A 16,245-nucleotide genomic window follows, 5' to 3' on the forward strand; every position below is an offset into this window, starting at 1 on the left:
AATCTAAAAATTGGCTTAAGAACTTTCATAAATGTATCTGCATTAATTTTGATAAATCAGACTATTAGTTTTGTAGTTCTTCCAATAATATAGTACAATTATAACTTTCAATTAATATTATTGTAATCCAATATATTTATATTGTTGAACGCTTAATTTCCGACTTATTATCAGAAGTATCAACGGTAACTTTGTTTAGATGTGGGGGAAATTAAATGCGCAGATTAGCCACCTTACTGGTGGGTATGCTGATATTCATTGCGTGTTCGAGTATGGGAACGGCGGATGAGATTGTTGTCGAGCAAGGAAAATCTATACAGGCTGCGGTGAGCAGTGCAAGCTCAGGCGATGTAATAATCGTAAAACCCGGAACATACACCGAGAATATCAGGATCACTACAACACCAAATCTGGTTATCAGGTCAGAAACAGGGAAACCTGAAGACACAATAATTACGGCCAGGAGTTCAAGTACAAATGTATTTTACACGGAAGTAAATAACACAACAATTAGCGGATTTAAAATTACGGGAGTGGAATCTACAAGTGCAGCAGGGATCTACCTCGTCAGATGCAGTAACTGCAATATCACCAATAACGATCTTTCGGACAACTACATTGGGGTGTATCTGAGGTATTCGGATTACAACAGGGTTCTCGATAATGTCGTCCTCGGAAAGAACAAGGGATTTTATCTGCAGGACTCAAAATACAACACCTTATCCGGCAACAGGGCAGATTCGAGTAATCAATATGGAATGCATCTCGTACGCTCCCAGAGAAATATACTTTCAAACAATATTGCAAATTTAAACGGATACGGTATTGTACTGGAGAATTCGAGCAATTACAACAAGGTTATCGGAAACACTGCAAACTCAAACAGTAATTATGGTATATATTTTACAAATTCCAACAATTGCGAAATAACCGACAACATAGCAACCAATAACAGTAGAAGTATTTACCTGAGAACATCGCACACTAACACAATTTCAGGGAATGATGTCTCGGAAAATAATTACTACGGGATTTTGATCTCATACTCTAATTACAATACCATTTCTGGAAATACAGCTAATAATACCTACAGGGGGATTCATCTGGATTCCTCCGACGGAAATAAGGTCTTGGGCAATACGGTCGCCTTAAATAGTGTTTCCGGCTTATTCATGTGTGCCGGAAGCAATGATAACCTTGTTTTTAATAACTATCTCAATAATACCTATAATGCAGATATTCGCAACAAAAAAAATACCTGGAATACAACGAAAACCAAAGACACAAACATTGTCGGAGGATCCTATATCGGCGGCAATTTCTGGGCAGCTCCTGCAGGAAAGGGTTTTTCTCAGACAGCACAGGATGATAATGGAGACGGCATTGCAAATAACGAATATGCTGAAGAGTATTTTACCGACTATCTCCCCCTTGTATCCGTATCCAGCCAACAGCAGGCTATACTTCCTGTTGCAAACTTCAACAGCAATGTTAGCAGTGGAAACGCGCCTCTTACCGTCCAGTTTAACGACACCTCTCAATATGCAACCGGAAGGAACTGGGACTTTGAAAATGATGGTACGGTAGATTCCAGCACGCAGAATCCGGTTCATGTGTACTCGACTGAAGGAACCTACACAGTTAAACTGACTGCAATCAATGCAAACGGTACAGTTTCTAAGACTGCTACGATAACTGTTTATGCTCCGGCTCAGTCAGTGCCTCCCGTAGCGAATTTTAGCGCCAATATCACCAGCGGCTATGCACCTCTTTCCGTCCAGTTCACAGACCTCTCGCAAAACGCAGCTTCGTGGAGCTGGGACTTTGATAATGACGGGACTCGGGACTCGGATCTTCAAAATCCTGTTCATGTGTACGAAGTTCCAGGAGACTACACCGTTAACCTGAGAGTGAGCAACGGGAACGGCACGAGTTCAAAAACTGATACGATAGTTGTTATGGAAGCGGAAAACGTGAATTCATGGCTTCCTGTAGCAGATTTTAGTGCCAATGTCACCAGTGGTTACGCACCACTTTCCATCCTGCTCACCGACCTCTCGCAAAACGCAACCGAAACCGGCTGGGACTTTAACGATGACGGACAGATCGAAGTGAGCTCCCCTACCATCGTTTATGTGTACACATCTCCGGGGACCTATACCGTTAACCTGATTGCAAGCAATGAAAACGGCACGGTCTCAAAAACCCTCGAAATAAAGGTGCTGAAAGAGAGCAGTTCCGGAGGAAGCAGCCACAGCAGCGGAAGCAGCAGTGGAGGTGGTGGTGGCGGTTCCCCCGAACCTGCAAAAAACGTTGAGGTTAAAGAGCTTTCCCAGGTCTTCATTACAAATGGAAAAGAAGTGAGGTTTGACTTCACAAAGAACGCAACCTGCGTTGCATATGTGAGCTTTGATGCAAAAAAGACCCTGGGCAAAACCACAACAATAGTTGAGCAGTTAAAGAATAAGTCTGCACTGGTTTCCGAACTTCCTTCGGATGAGGTCTACAAGTCCTTTAACGTGTGGGTCGGAAATGGCGAAATTGCAAGCTCAGAGAACATCGAAAACCCTGCAATCGGCTTCAAGGTTGAAAAGTCCTGGCTGCAGGATAAAATGATAGATCAGACTTCCATTACCCTGAACCGGTATAACGATACAAAATGGGAACAGCTGCCAGCCAGCCTTTCAGGGGAGGATGACAGGTACCTGTATTTCACAGCCGAAACGACGGGCTTCTCTTCCTTTGCAATAACAGGAAAGTTGGAACACCTTCCTGAAGAAGATGTGACCGAAATAGGGCCTGAACAGGAAACCGATTCAATTGCAGAAAAAGGCATGGAAAGTATGGGATCCGAAGTTGAAAAAGAGCCTGAACAGGAAGAACCTGTAAGGGCTCCGGGGTTTGAAACGGCTTTCGGAATAGCTTGCCTGCTTGCAGTATTTCTGCGTAAAAGAAAGTAAAAAACGAAAGCATCAGTAAAACCCGAAGCAAAAATAGAACCTGAAGCAAAAATAGAACCTGAAGCAAAAATAGAACCTGAAGCAAAAATAGAACCTGAAGCAAAAATAGAACCTGAAGCAAAAATAGAACCTGAAGCAAAAATAGAACCTGAAGCAAAAGAAAAACTGAAAGGCCCGGATATTGAAAAACAAATGGTGAAGGAGTGGCCTTTCACCTTATTTTCTCTCACAATCAAATATTCACCCGGAACCTGTACGGTAAATCAGATCTCATCCGGTAGGGATGGTACGGATTCCAAACTTATTACAATAACCGTAAATCAAAAGGTGAAAATTCATCAGGAGGGACCTTAATAAAGCCCTGGGAAGCCTTTGAAGGATATGCAGAAGAATACGATGCCTGGTATGAGAAATATAAACCTGCATACGAATCCGAGCTTCTTGCCCTGAAAACTTTCATCCCGGAAAATCCGGGAAATCTTAAAACCCTTGAAATTGGAGCCGGCACAGGCAGATTTGCAGTTCCTCTCGGAATAAAGTATGGGCTTGAACCCGCAAGGTCAATGGCAGAGATAGCAGAAAAAAGAGGCATTCAAACCTTGCTCGGAGTTGCCGAGTCCCTGCCCTTCAAAAAACAGAGTTTTGACCTTATTTTGATCGTAGCTGCCCTTTCTCTTTTCAAAGATCCGGTACATGCGCTCCGTGAAGCTGCAGGGGTCCTTAAGCCGGGTAAGCAGATCGTCATAGGGATACTTGACAGAAACAGCCTTTATGGAGATTTTTACGAATCGAGAAAAAAAGAGGGCAGGTTCTCTTCTAAGGCGAAATTTCTCTCGACTTCGGAAGTGTCAGGCTGGCTTATAGAACTTGGATTTGAAGAAATTAAGACCTGCCAGACCCTTTTCAGGCAGCCGGAGAAAATAGAGCGGACAGAACTCCCACAAAAAGGGTCAGGGACAGGGAGTTTTGCGGTTATCTCAGCAAGGAAACCAGGCTCTTCACTGTTTTGTCGTCCATCATTGCATGCCTGATGTTTTCATAATTAAGTTTCCAGTATAAAGGATGCTTACATTTTCATGCACGGGATCTGTGTTTCTATCCCACAGAAGCGCAGAGCAAAAGGCTGAGTAACACCATTAAGGGTATTTTGGGAATAATAAAGATGTGTTGATCCTGCAACTGTGTCCCTATGTAATACGGGTTGTATAATAATATATCAATATTAAAAAAGTTTTATCTAAATAATAATATATCTATTGTTTTCTAAATATTGATCTCAATTGCACGCGAATAAATAATATATATTTGATAATTTCGATAAATCCATCAATTTTCAATTAAGTAAGGGATTAAGACAAATTGCTCTATTCAACGACATTTCTCAAAAACGTGTATTGATGCGAAGATGGAACAGGGAATCGATTTTAGTATTAATGCTCGAAACTTGGAACTAATTTTTGCTCTAAAGTCAATAGCACATAGATAAGAAAATTCCTTAATTTGAGAGGTTCCATGACAAGCATACTGGTAGTGGAAGATAATCCTATGAATATGGAATTGGTGACATGTCTTCTGGAATCGAACGGAATTGAAGTCACACAAGCTGTAGACGGGCTAGAGGCACTCGACAGGATCAGTAACTCTCTCTTTGACCTTATATTACTGGATATCCAGTTGCCAGGAATGGGAGGGCTGGAAGTCTTAAAACACATTAAGGAGAATCCAGCTTCGCAGCAAATAGGGGTTGTGGCTTTAACCGCACAGGCGCTGGTAGGTGACAAACAGCGTTTCATCGATGCAGGATGCATCGGTTATATTTCCAAACCCATAGATGTATTCCAGTTCATGGATGAGCTAAATACTTTTTTAGGCAATGGGAAGACGTAATCCATGAAGATACGCGAAAAGACACTGGCAATTCTTGGAATAACCTTCATTTTTCTATCTGTATTTATGTTAGTGGCTACTGAACAGATAATGGGAAAAAGCTTTGAACAACTGGAAAAAGACTACATAGCCAGGAATATGGAAAGGGCAGCAGCAGCAATGGATGCCAGGTTAGAGACGTTGAAGGCATCTGTCGATGATTACGCTATATGGGACGATACATATCTTTTTGTCCAGGGGCAATATGGCGGCTACGTCGACAGTAACTTTGGCCCTGAGGTAGTAACCAATTTTGATGCCAATATAGTATTATTTTATAACTCGACAAACAAGCTCCACTATGCTACGGTAGTAGAGCAGGGTACTACTGAACACGCAAACGTCTCGACCACGGTTCTTGATTACATCGCTGCAAATGAACTTCTTTTTTCTCACCCTGCACCCGACAGCCAGATATCCGGAATCATAAATTCCCCTGAAGGACCATTACTGATCGCTTCCCACCCTATTACAAAGAGTTCCGGAGAGGGACCAATAGCAGGTACCCTCATATTTGCAAAGTTTATTGATGCGGAATTGATAAAAGAGCTTGCAGAAACAACAAGTCTGTCCTTGAATGCAGAAGCCCTCAATCAAGAAAGTTCAGTACCATCTGACAGTGTAAAATCATCTACCATCACAGCAGATACTTCAGAAGATGATAGTGGCCTTGATATAAATTATGTGAGCGAATCTTCGGTTGTAGGGACAACCGTACTGAACGATATAAATGGAAAACCCGTATTGTCCCTGGACGTTGAGATGCCGAGAGATGTCTATCAAGAGGGTCGGTCTGCAATACAATATCTGCTTGTTTCAATTCTTGTTATGGGACTGGTATTTGAACTTGTCCTTTCGTTTTCTCTAGAAAAATCTGTGTTATCTCGCATATCTTTGCTGAGCACTAACCTTACAGATATCACTAAAAAGGGATCACTTTCCTCCCGCATAAATATGGAAGGTAAAGACGAAATTTCCGAGCTTGCTGGGAATATAAACCGCATGCTCAAAACCCTGGAAGAAAAGGAGGAAGTCCTTAAGAACCTCGACATAATCGAATCAAGTCTTGAATCCATGAACGCAGGCATAATGATAGATTGTGTGAATTCCAGGCTCATAATGAATAATAAATTTATTGAAATGTGGAACATAAGCGCAGATCTACTCTCACAGAACAGTGCGGCAAAAGTGATAGAGCATGTAATCGCACAGTCGGGTGATGGCAGTGGAGGTTCTGCAAAGATTAAGGAATTAAAAAGCGTCTCGGATAAATATCAGGCGACATTGTGCCTTAAAAATTATGAAGCTGTCTATGACTGGGACGCAGGACCATTACTCCAGAATGGGATGATGATAGGTACCGTATATTGCACCACTGATATTACAAGTGTGAGACTCCGAGAACTTGAAGAGGAAAACAAAAAGAGGCTGGAGACTGTACTTTCAAGCATCATTAGCGGTGTTGTTCTCATAGACGCTGAAACATCCACTATAGTTGATGCAAACCCCATTGCTGAGGAGATGATTGGTCTCCCCCGGGAGAAAATCATTGGTAAAGCCTGTCATAATTTCATCTGCCCTGCAGATAAAGGGAAATGCCCCATCCTTGATTCGAGGGCGAAAATTGATCGATCTGAACGTGTGTTGATCAATAAGGATGGAAACAGGGTTCCCATCCTGAAATCCGTGGTGCCTATATCAATTTCAGATAAAAAGTATCTGGTAGAGAGTTTTGTGGACCTGACTAAAATAAAGCAAGCAGAGGATAGCCTTATCCAGTCCAAGATTACGGCAGAGACTGCAAATCGTGCCAAGAGCGAGTTCCTTGCAACTATGAGTCATGAACTGCGGACTCCACTGAATTCCATCATAGGTTTCTCTGACCTGATGATAGCAGGCAACGCTGGAGAGATTTCTGAGAAGCAGAAGAAGTTCCTGGGCAATATATCCATAAGCGGGAAACATCTGCTTGCTCTCATAAACAATATACTTGATATCTCCAAGATCGAAGCAGGTAAGATGGAATTGAATTATGAAACCTTTGCTGTTACAGAAACGTTTAATGAAGTAAAACAGCTAATATCTCCCCTTATTGAGAAAAAGGGGCTTAAAGTGGAGTTCTGCATGGACGAAAAACTTGTAAACATATATGCTGACAAAATAAGGTTTAAACAGATTCTTTTCAATCTTGCAAGCAATGCCATTAAGTTTACTCCTGAGGGTGGAAAGATAATCATCTCCTCAAAAATGTATGGAGAAACGGTACAGTTTACCGTAAGAGATACTGGCATAGGGATAGCTGAAAAGGACCAGTATAAGCTGTTCAAACCTTTCATACAGCTTGATTCTGCTACAAACCGCATGTATGAAGGAACAGGGCTTGGGCTTTCCCTTGTTAAAAGTTTTGTAGAGATGCATAAGGGGAAGATGTGGTTTGAAAGTGAAGTTGGGAAAGGCACGGCTTTTACTTTTGAGATACCTTTAGTAGCTGGCTTAAATAAAAGGATCCCCGAAGAAGTGATAAAAGAGAATGCAGAAGCGATAAAAAAGGATACTGAGTTAAAGGATACTGAAATAAAGGATACTGAAATAAAGGATACTGAGTTAAAGGATACTGAAATAAAGGATACTGAAATAAAGGATACTGAAATAAAGGATACTGAGTTAAAGGATACTGAAATAAAGGATACTGAAATAAAGGATACTGAAATAAAGGATACTGAGAGTACCCCTGCACAAACTATCCACATCCCGCAAATAATCGAACCGGTGAATAGTAACAGTGATGAGCCACTGATACTTGTGGTAGAGGATGATGATGCTTCAAGGGAGTTGTTGGAGGTTACCCTGACTCAGGAAGGTTACCGTGTTGCATCTGTTTCCAATGGAAAAGAGGCACTCGAACTTGCCAGTAAGATGAAACCGTTTGCAATTACTCTGGACATTATGATGCCTGGAATGAACGGCTGGGATGTACTTAAGTACTTGAAACTGGAAGAACAAACCCGTGGCATTCCAGTAATAATCACTTCCATGCTGGATGAAAGAGATCTGGGTGTCGTATGGGGAGCTGTGGATCACTTCATCAAACCTATTCAAAAGGATACACTCCTTTCTACACTGGGAAAGATCAAAGAAAAGGTGGCAAAATCGTCTCTCAGTGTGCTTGTGGTGGACGACGAAAAAAGTGCAGTGGAACTTGTAGCTGAAATGCTAAATGGAAATGAATTCAATGTGTTAAAGGCCTATGGAGGAAAGGAAGCCATAGATATTGCATTCAAAGAACAACCGGAAGTGATTATTCTGGACCTCATGATGCCTGATATCAGTGGTTTTGATGTGATAAAAGCTCTTAAGAACAGGCCGGAAACTATAGATACTCCCATAATTATCTGTACTGCAAAGGACCTGAGTCCGTGTGAAATAAAGGAATTGGATGAGCACGTGTCCAGTATCGTGCATAAAGGTATGTTTACCAGGGAAGACCTGCTCATGTGCATCAGGCAGATTCGAAAAGTGAATCTGAAAGATATGAGAAACATACAGAAATCTGAATCAGACAACTGTAATGTGTAAAATAATGAACTTTTGACAGTGCTAGATCGGATGCCGGGCCTGGGCAGTATGCAGAATTTAAGCGCATGTCATGAGTCATCGGTTAAGTATTGGGCATGGAGTATTATTACAGGCAGTTCTATTTCCTGCTCTCGATACTTTTTTAGCGAAATGCTGTCAAACCTCCAGCCTACTTTGTATTTCGCTTAACCTTTTTTTCCGATCTTAATAAGGTTCATCAGCTTCATATACTCATTTACCGGGACAACACTACCCGGAGACAGAGATTTTTTACGAATCGAGAAAAAAAGAGGGCAGGTTCTCTTCTAAGGCGAAATTTCTCTCGACTTCGGAAGTGTCAGACTGGCTTATAAAACTCGGATTTGAAGAAATTAAGACCTGCCAGACCCTTTTCAGGCAGCCGGGGAAAATAGAGCGGACAGAACTCCCACAAAAAGGGTCAGGGACAGGGAGTTTTGCGGTTATCTCAGCAAGAAAAACATTTTGTGGATTCGGGGATTGAAAGTTTAATATCCAGGATTAATATAATAATAAATGAAAAAAACAGAGTATTTTTCACTCATATTTTTAAAGGGAATAATAAAACTGGGGGGGTTAAGACCCATGTCTATGGAAAAAATTTCGGGCTACACCTATGGAGAAACCGAAAACAGGGCTCCTTTCAACCTGGAAGACCTGAAACTTTTAAAAGAAGCCGTAATGTTTGCAGCAGAAGATGAAGAGTACCTCCAGAAAGCCGGAGAAGTGCTGGAAGACCAGGTCGAGGAGATCCTTGATACCTGGTATGGATTTGTGGGCTCACATCCTCATTTACTGTATTATTTTACCAGTCCGGACGGCACACCTGATGAAAAATACCTTGCTGCCGTTCGAAAACGTTTCTCCAGGTGGATTCTTGATACCTGCAACCGTAGCTATGACCAGGCCTGGCTGGACTATCAATATGAGATTGGTCTGCGGCATCATCGAACCAAGAAGAACCGGACCGATAATGTAGAGTCCGTCCCAAACATCGGCTACCGTTACCTTGTAGCTTTTATCTACCCGATAACAGCAACGATGAAACCTTTCCTTGCCAGGAAGGGACACACTCCCGAGGAAGTAGAAAAGATGTATCAGGCCTGGTTTAAAGCAACTACACTCCAGGTAGCTTTATGGAGCTACCCATATGTGAAATCTGGTGATTTCTGAGGGGTACAAAAGCTCAAAACTTCTTTATTATTTCGATACTGCCTGGGAAATTTTTTCAAAAAATAGAGAAATGCCTTAATTAAATTAAGGCTCTTTTTGTTTTTCTCTTTATCTGCTTCTCTTTGTCTGCATTCCCACTTCTACCTTACCACTATCTGAAATCCTGGCATTATCTCAAAAACTTGGAGACAAAAGGAGAAGTATCGCCTCTGCGCAGGAAGTGTCCGGAAGGTCCTTCTCCGAGGAATTCGGAGAACCATGACTCATGTTCGATTTCTTCGTTAAGGATCGCCTGGGACAGGTCATAGGTGCGGTGGTCTTTACCGGCAGTTAAGTTGCAGATTTCGGTGTATCCTCTCACCGCACATCTTTCTGCGTTGACAAGCACTTGCAGCATTGCCTGTATGTCTGTCGGGTCTTCCGGGAGATACGCCGGTGAGCAGGCGGAAATATCGTGGAAGTCATTCATGTTTCTGGGAAGTTTTCCACCCAGTTCGTAAATCCTGGGTACAAGAGCTTCAAAATGGTTCCGGTCTTCGACCCGGGCCGTTTCGGCAATCTCTTTTATCCCTTCCCCCTCCAGGCCAATTAAATTAAACCTCAGTATGGTATAGTAGTAGTAAGTTGTGAGTTCGGCAGAAGCATTCTTGATTAAAAGTTCTAGTAGCTTTTCAATGTCAACTCCGGCCTTCTCTACAACTTCTCTTGCCACTTTTGCCATATTAATCACTCCTGTTGTAGTTCTCGATTTTATCTATTTTCTTTTTATTATTATGATTTTATTAAATTATTGATATATTACAATTGGCCTTATATATCCATTTTGAAACAATCCTACATCTATAATCTTAAAAATAAAAAAAGTAAGTACCTTATTCTGTCATTTATTGTTTGAAATAAATTCTTAGCCAAAAGCCACATCAAGAACCATCATCACCGAGAAGCCCATCATCGTACCTATTGTTGCAAGGGGGGCATTCCCTCCGTGCTGGGACTCGGGAATTATTTCTTCGACCACAACAAAGATCATGGCGCCTGCGGCAAAGGCAAGAGCATATGGCAGGATAGGCCGTACCAGAATAACTGCTGCGACCCCGATCACACTTGTAATAGGTTCGACTATTGCGGAAGCCTGACCGTAGTTGAAGCTTTTAAAACAGGACATGCCTTCACGCCGAAGAGGAACGGAAACCACAAGCCCTTCCGGAAAATTCTGGATCCCGATCCCCGTAGTCAGGGCAATGGCTGCCGGAAGGCTATACATGTAGCCTGAAGCTGCAGCTCCAAAGGCAACCCCGACGGCAAGTCCTTCAGGGATATTGTGCAGTGTTACGGCAAGAACCAGCAGGGTGTTTCGCCTCCAGGATGTTTTTAAGCCTTCGGCAGCTTCAGTCGTAGAGCCAAATTGAAGGTGAGGAAGTATTTTGTCTATCCCCCTGAGGAAAAGGCCTCCCAGAAGAAAGCCCAGTACGGCAGGAAGCCATGCCGGAACACTCCTGCCTTCCGACATTTCAATAGCTGGAGCGAGCAGGGACCAGTAGCTAGCAGCGATCATTACACCAGCTGTAAACCCCAGCATCAAGTCAAGCACTCTCCTGCTAACCCCACTGGTGAGAAATACGGATGCTGCTCCGAGCGCAGTCATTCCCCATGTGAAAATTCCTGCAAGCAGTGCCTGTTCCAGTGGGTGCAACTGCTGCAAAAAATAAATAATATCTCCAACCCCCTTATGTACATTCAGGATAAGTAATCCTTCTAAAGTATTCGCAGCCACATTTTTTGAATACAAACGTTTCCAAAGTTCACATCAAAATCCTGGGAAGCATGACAGCTGGGAACTAAAATTAAATCTGACTAACATTGAAAACCTGAAATTAAGATCTGTAAATGAATATGTTACGGTAATATTATATAAGAATAGAAAATATTGTTTCGAATTTAAGATCCATCATTTCTGAAGCTACATTTTTTTTCGGCATGTTTTTTTTCGGTACTCTTCCGTCAAATCTTCATTTTAGCTTGTATTTCTCTCAGTCTTTTTTTCCCGAGCTCGACGATTTTCATCAGTTCCAGATGCTCGTTTTCTGAGATCACACTGCCTGGAGGTAAAGTTTTTACAGCATTCCCGTTAGAGTAAAGTAAAATTCCATTCCAGGCCGCAAAATGAGAGCCAGACAGGTATTCACAGGGCAGTTCCCACCTGGATTTTACATTTTCAAAGCCTTCAAAATTGTAGAAAACGGTTCCGTTTTTCAAGATCTTGTTAAATTTCAGGAGTACGTCAGCCATACTCTCATCCGGTTTGGTTTTTAGAAAAAACTGAAAAGGGGGAAAAATAAAAACAGAAAAAGTAAATTTCCGTTTTTAAGATTTATTTTGGAAATCCTCTTTTGTAAGCTGTCTTTTGCAAGCTGTTCTTTGTAAGCTGTCTTTTGCAAGCTGTCCTTTGAAAGCTACTTTTTGGAGTTTACCTTTTGGCTTCTCTTAACCTATGAGCCTGTCAAAAACAGTTAAAGCCCTATTTCGGTTACTTTTTCTCCTTTTGCACTGGTAACGGTTACGGAAATGTCTTTAAATTTGGGAACACCCGTACCGCCTGTTTCGTCCGAGACCAGCATATTGGACCAGGGGCTGTTAGGCATATACGCAATGCCCCTGTGAGGGGTTTCGTATCCGGACTCCTCAGCTTTGACCACAATCGTTCCGAAGGAGTTTTTCAGGACTACGGTTTCGCCTTTTTTCACGTTCAACTGCTTGAGGTCGGCAGGATCCAGTTTTATTACGGCAGAAAGGTTCCTGTACTCTTCTCCAAAACGGTTTTCAACCATCGCTTTGTCCTGGAAGATATCACTGTAGGTTATGATCCTTACCTTTATTTCAGGGGCTTTAAGAAAAGATCCGAAATCCATCAGAGAGCCTCCATTATCTTTTTGAGAACAGCTTCATCCGAGAGCCGGTTTGTCTCAACAACAGGTTTGAAGTCTACCTTTACCCCGTCCATACGCGTGGCAGTCCCCCCGGACTCAACTCCGCTGATTGCAGTATTAATATAGACTTTCGCGTTTCTGGAAGTCAGGGTTTCGCAGGGGTTTAGCGAGATAACGGGAATTTCAAGCAGGTTCTTTGCAATAGACCTGGGAAGGCTTGAAAACGGGTCGGAACCGATTATAAGGGCGGTGTCCGCGGTTTTTGCTTTAAGAGATTCAACGATCGAATACTCGGGCCCGTGCTTCGCGGCTCCGTCTTCAAACTTTACACTGTTTACGTATCCTGTTTCTTCAAAGAGGTTTTCATTGAAGCCCCGCGTGTTGGAGTACCCTACCATGGGTATCAGGTGGAAATTTGCTTTTTCGTTCAGGATATCCATAAGCCGGAAAAGAGGTTCCAGGTTTTCCAGGGAGTAAACCAGACCAAGCCCTACAAAGACCACTCCGAACTTTGCCCCTTTAAGTATATTTGCCAGTTCAAGGATTCTTTTTGGGGGGAAGTTATAGGAGGTTTTCGGAAGCTTTCCTGAAAGGGCTGCAATCAGGGCATCGATGAACTCGGCATCTCCCCCTGGCGGGATCTCGAAGAAATAGTTTCCGCAGATCTTTGCAGTATGGGACTTCCTGACATCTATTGCAATTGCAGTCCTCTCTTCTTCCCAGCCCCGCTGCTTTTCCTTACCCCTGGGAAAATAGGAATGTTTCGAAAGGTGGCGGGGGTGAGAGTCCGAAGGGTTCGTCCCCCAGAAAATATTAACATCAGCTTTATTCCTTACATCATCAAGAGTACAGGTCTTGAACCTGTTTTGGAGGAGGGCTTCAACCACACTCCCCAGGCGGAATGAAGAAGGATCGTCAATGGTTGCATTGGTTTTTTTTGCAAGCTCGATTGCAAGTTTCTGCGCTTCATTGCTGGAGGTCCCAAGCCCGAATATCAGGGGGCTTTTTGCATTCTTCAGGATAGCTGCAGTCTCGCTTATAGCAGTTGCTTCATCAACAGGCTTAGCGTCAACCTGGAAGATTGCACTCTCCCTGCCTTCTTTCATGTGGGCTACCCCAACCCGACAGGCGGTATGGACTTTGTTTACGATGTTCTTTTCAGTCTCGACCTCGATATCGTCGCAGAGCATTCCACAGCCTGTGCATACGTAATAATTTTTCTCCATCCTTTCCGCCTCACACAAACTCGATTGCCTCTACTGGGCAGGTTACTATACAGCCATTACAGAGGATCTTGTTCTTCCCGAATCTGCGACACTCCCCCAGGTTCTGGGCTTTAACAATTCCGTCTTCGACGGTCAGGACCAGCTTATTAGGATTCGTAGGGGCATTTCCCGAGCCCACTCCATAGGGATCGTTTGCTACATTAGGAGGGCAGGCAACGACGCAGTTTCCGCAACCAAAACAGAGGTCTTCATGCACTATCAGTCCGGTTTCGGTTGCTCCTTCCGACGGCTTGAAAAAGCCGCTGATCTTTTCGTAGTTTTCTTTATATTTTGGTTCCTCTTTCAGGGGCGGGCAGTCCTCAGGCGTCAGCTCACGGGCCATAAGGGCAACTGCAAACGCCATACAGGAGGTTTTTCCACATTTTTTGCAGTTTGTCTTTGGAAGCATCTGATAGAGTTCCATTGCATTTGTCATTTCAGGTCACCCTTGAATCAAATTTATCCTATAGTAAATTAAAGAAATGGCAGGTCAATACCACACCATGGAAATAGTATCCGTAAAGGCCAGTAGTGTGAACCGGAAATTACTCATTAGAATATCCGGTTTGAAGGAAATGCGATCTAAGAATATTGAGTGTCTAAGAGCATTGGAATACAATGTTAATTGATTTATTAAAGAGATGAATTTAATCCACCTTAAACTATTGCTTTTTAATTCTCAATGTTAATTTTGAGTTCCAATGTTAACAGGCTTCATGTTCCCAGATAAGGTTTTTGCCTTCTGCAGACTGAAGGACATGAATTTCAATTTAACTGCTCATCCGGAAAGGAAAAAATAAGAATTTACGTTTTTATAAGAATTCATGTTTTTTAATCTATCGGGCGTCAAATGGTACAAGATATACGCCGTCGGCTCTTTTTTGGCCTTTTACCAGCTCACAATGTCTCAGGAGAGCAAACTGGTTTTCGGCTTCGCGGGAAGATATTTCGAATTTTTCGACAATTTCTTCCTTTTTTACTCTTCCCCTGGAGACGATGAAATCATAAATGGCTTTTTGCAGTTCAGTCAGGCCTTCAGCCCCCTCAAGCCCGGCTTCTTCCCTGAAAATCTTTTTCGAGCGGACAGCCCAGGGGTCACATGCCTGGATTTTATGGTGGCCTTCGATATAACAGTCTTCACAAAGAACCTTGCCATTTTCTTCGTAAATGTCTTCTTTTTCCAGTTTGCATCCGCAGACCGAACACTCGGTTTTTTCTTCTGTAATCTTTTATCCCTCCGAAGTTTCAAACATTCATTTCATCAAGAATTTTGAGAACAACCGTTGACCCGTAAGCTACTGAAGGCCCTCCTCCCATCACTATTGCAGTGCTGACCGCCTCCATGATCTCTTTCCTTGTTGCTCCAAGGTTTACGGCTTCGGGAACATGCTTCCAGAGGCAGGGCTCACAGCGCAGGGCAACTGCAATCCCCACCATCATCAGCTCTTTTGTCCGGGCACTTAAAGCTCCGTCTTTGACGACTTCGGAATGAAGCCCCATCATAGCGTTCATCACTCCCGGGAGTTCCCCGGCCATTTCTTTCATCCTTTCGTTCAGTTCTGTTTTATCTGTCAACTTCTCACCTCAAAAAGCTTCAAAGTACATATATACAATATATAAGAAATTCAAGAGTCAAAAGGTACCATATACATTTCTTCTCCTATTTTTCTCCACTTCAAAAGTTCGCAGTGCCGCAATAATGCAAGCTGGTTCCTGGTCTCCTGCAGGGTGAGTTTGAAAAGTTTCGATATCTTTTCGGGGGTTGCTCCTCCTTCCTCCAGGATAAAGTCATAGATCTCTTTTTGCAGGTCGGTCAGGCCGTCGGTTCCTTCAAACCCGTGATGTTTTCTGAAGAGTTTTTTAGAACGCACTGCTAGAGGATCTGCGAACTTTATTTTCTGGTGCCCTTCCAGGTAACAGTCCTCACATACAGGCTTTCCGTTTTCTTTGACGTATTCGCTTCCCGGAATTTCCTTCCCGCATCCAAGACAAGTTACAAAATAAGTTACTGACTCGTCAATTTCTCTGTTCCCGGCTTTATTAGTCTTTATAAGGCCGTGAAACTCCAGATAACCAACTATTTCGTAAACTGTCGACCTTGATAATCCATATCCGGTTTTGGCTTTCTTTATAACGTCCCGAATATGAAATCCCTTGTCTATATGGGCTTCTTTTATGCATTCAAAAACCCATATCTCTTCTTTATCCAGCACAAGAGCCATTGAAATTGAAGTCCTTTGAAGTTCCTTAGATTCTTATTCGGTCCAGAGTAGTATTTTGAATACTCACTGTCTTGATGCCTTACTTTTCCATTCTCTTGCTTCTTATATTGGTCATTAACAGCTTTTCTCATTGTATCCGTTTTGTCTCTCTATCTCTTCTATCATTATATTAATAACT

General features: G+C 42.6%; 15 protein-coding genes. 6 read left to right on the plus strand and 9 right to left on the minus strand.

Annotation, left to right across the window (positions count from 1 at the left end; genetic code table 11):
• The first annotated feature begins 215 nt into the window (after window positions 1–215).
• The 6 genes from ACSAZL_RS06055 to ACSAZL_RS06080 all read left to right on the plus strand — a co-directional run bounded on the left by ACSAZL_RS06055 (window position 216) and on the right by ACSAZL_RS06080 (window position 9,653).
• Window positions 216–2,960, plus strand: a complete 2,745-nt coding sequence (locus ACSAZL_RS06055) for a NosD domain-containing protein (protein ID WP_440947811.1) — start codon at window positions 216–218, stop codon at window positions 2,958–2,960.
• A gap of 494 nt (window positions 2,961–3,454) precedes the next feature.
• Window positions 3,455–3,991 (plus strand): class I SAM-dependent methyltransferase, encoded by a 537-nt coding sequence (locus ACSAZL_RS06060; RefSeq protein WP_440948793.1) that lies wholly within the window; start codon window positions 3,455–3,457, stop codon window positions 3,989–3,991.
• Between the two features lie 481 nt (window positions 3,992–4,472).
• The gene (locus tag ACSAZL_RS06065; RefSeq protein ID WP_440947812.1) at window positions 4,473–4,847 is read left to right on the plus strand and encodes a response regulator; all 375 of its coding nucleotides are present in this window, start codon (window positions 4,473–4,475) and stop codon (window positions 4,845–4,847) included.
• Window positions 4,848–4,919: 72 nt separating this feature from the next.
• Window positions 4,920–8,462 (plus strand): response regulator, encoded by a 3,543-nt coding sequence (locus ACSAZL_RS06070; RefSeq protein ID WP_440947813.1) that lies wholly within the window; start codon window positions 4,920–4,922, stop codon window positions 8,460–8,462.
• A gap of 334 nt (window positions 8,463–8,796) precedes the next feature.
• The gene (locus tag ACSAZL_RS06075; protein WP_440947814.1) at window positions 8,797–8,964 is read left to right on the plus strand and encodes a hypothetical protein; all 168 of its coding nucleotides are present in this window, start codon (window positions 8,797–8,799) and stop codon (window positions 8,962–8,964) included.
• 101 nt (window positions 8,965–9,065) lie between these two features.
• The gene (locus ACSAZL_RS06080) at window positions 9,066–9,653 is read left to right on the plus strand and encodes a protoglobin domain-containing protein (RefSeq protein ID WP_440947815.1); all 588 of its coding nucleotides are present in this window, start codon (window positions 9,066–9,068) and stop codon (window positions 9,651–9,653) included.
• A gap of 169 nt (window positions 9,654–9,822) precedes the next feature.
• Here ACSAZL_RS06080 and dps read toward each other — a convergent pair whose 3' ends face one another.
• The 9 genes from dps to ACSAZL_RS06125 all read right to left on the minus strand — a co-directional run bounded on the left by dps (window position 9,823) and on the right by ACSAZL_RS06125 (window position 16,067).
• Window positions 9,823–10,374 carry a DNA protection during starvation protein gene (gene dps, locus ACSAZL_RS06085; RefSeq protein ID WP_440947816.1) on the minus strand — a complete coding sequence of 184 codons (552 nt, stop codon included), beginning with the start codon at window positions 10,372–10,374 and terminating at the stop codon, window positions 9,823–9,825.
• A 183-nt stretch (window positions 10,375–10,557) separates the two neighbouring features.
• Window positions 10,558–11,355: a ZIP family metal transporter gene (locus ACSAZL_RS06090; protein WP_440947817.1), complete on the minus strand. Its 798-nt coding sequence runs from the start codon at window positions 11,353–11,355 to the stop codon at window positions 10,558–10,560.
• A 299-nt stretch (window positions 11,356–11,654) separates the two neighbouring features.
• A complete protein-coding gene (locus tag ACSAZL_RS06095; protein WP_440947818.1) occupies window positions 11,655–11,942 on the minus strand; it encodes a hypothetical protein in 288 nt (95 codons plus the stop codon).
• Window positions 11,943–12,163: 221 nt separating this feature from the next.
• Window positions 12,164–12,562, minus strand: coding sequence for a molybdopterin dinucleotide binding domain-containing protein (locus ACSAZL_RS06100; RefSeq protein ID WP_440947819.1), 399 nt, complete (start codon window positions 12,560–12,562; stop codon window positions 12,164–12,166).
• Window positions 12,562–13,806 (minus strand): formylmethanofuran dehydrogenase subunit B, encoded by a 1,245-nt coding sequence (locus ACSAZL_RS06105; protein WP_440947820.1) that lies wholly within the window; start codon window positions 13,804–13,806, stop codon window positions 12,562–12,564. Before ACSAZL_RS06105 ends, ACSAZL_RS06100 begins: the two co-directional genes overlap by 1 nt.
• Before the next feature lie 10 nt (window positions 13,807–13,816).
• Window positions 13,817–14,281: a (Fe-S)-binding protein gene (locus tag ACSAZL_RS06110; protein WP_440947821.1), complete on the minus strand. Its 465-nt coding sequence runs from the start codon at window positions 14,279–14,281 to the stop codon at window positions 13,817–13,819.
• A 591-nt stretch (window positions 14,282–14,872) separates the two neighbouring features.
• Window positions 14,873–15,094: a hypothetical protein gene (locus tag ACSAZL_RS06115; protein ID WP_440947822.1), complete on the minus strand. Its 222-nt coding sequence runs from the start codon at window positions 15,092–15,094 to the stop codon at window positions 14,873–14,875.
• On the minus strand, window positions 15,091–15,420 hold the full coding sequence (locus ACSAZL_RS06120; protein WP_440947823.1) for a carboxymuconolactone decarboxylase family protein: 330 nt from the start codon (window positions 15,418–15,420) through the stop codon (window positions 15,091–15,093). The genes ACSAZL_RS06115 and ACSAZL_RS06120 overlap by 4 nt, the downstream gene beginning before the upstream one ends.
• Window positions 15,421–15,470: 50 nt before the next feature.
• On the minus strand, window positions 15,471–16,067 hold the full coding sequence (locus ACSAZL_RS06125) for a hypothetical protein (protein ID WP_440947824.1): 597 nt from the start codon (window positions 16,065–16,067) through the stop codon (window positions 15,471–15,473).
• Window positions 16,068–16,245 lie beyond the last annotated feature (178 nt).

It is taken from the genome of Methanosarcina mangrovi (assembly GCF_052057765.1).
Lineage (GTDB): Archaea > Halobacteriota > Methanosarcinia > Methanosarcinales > Methanosarcinaceae > Methanosarcina.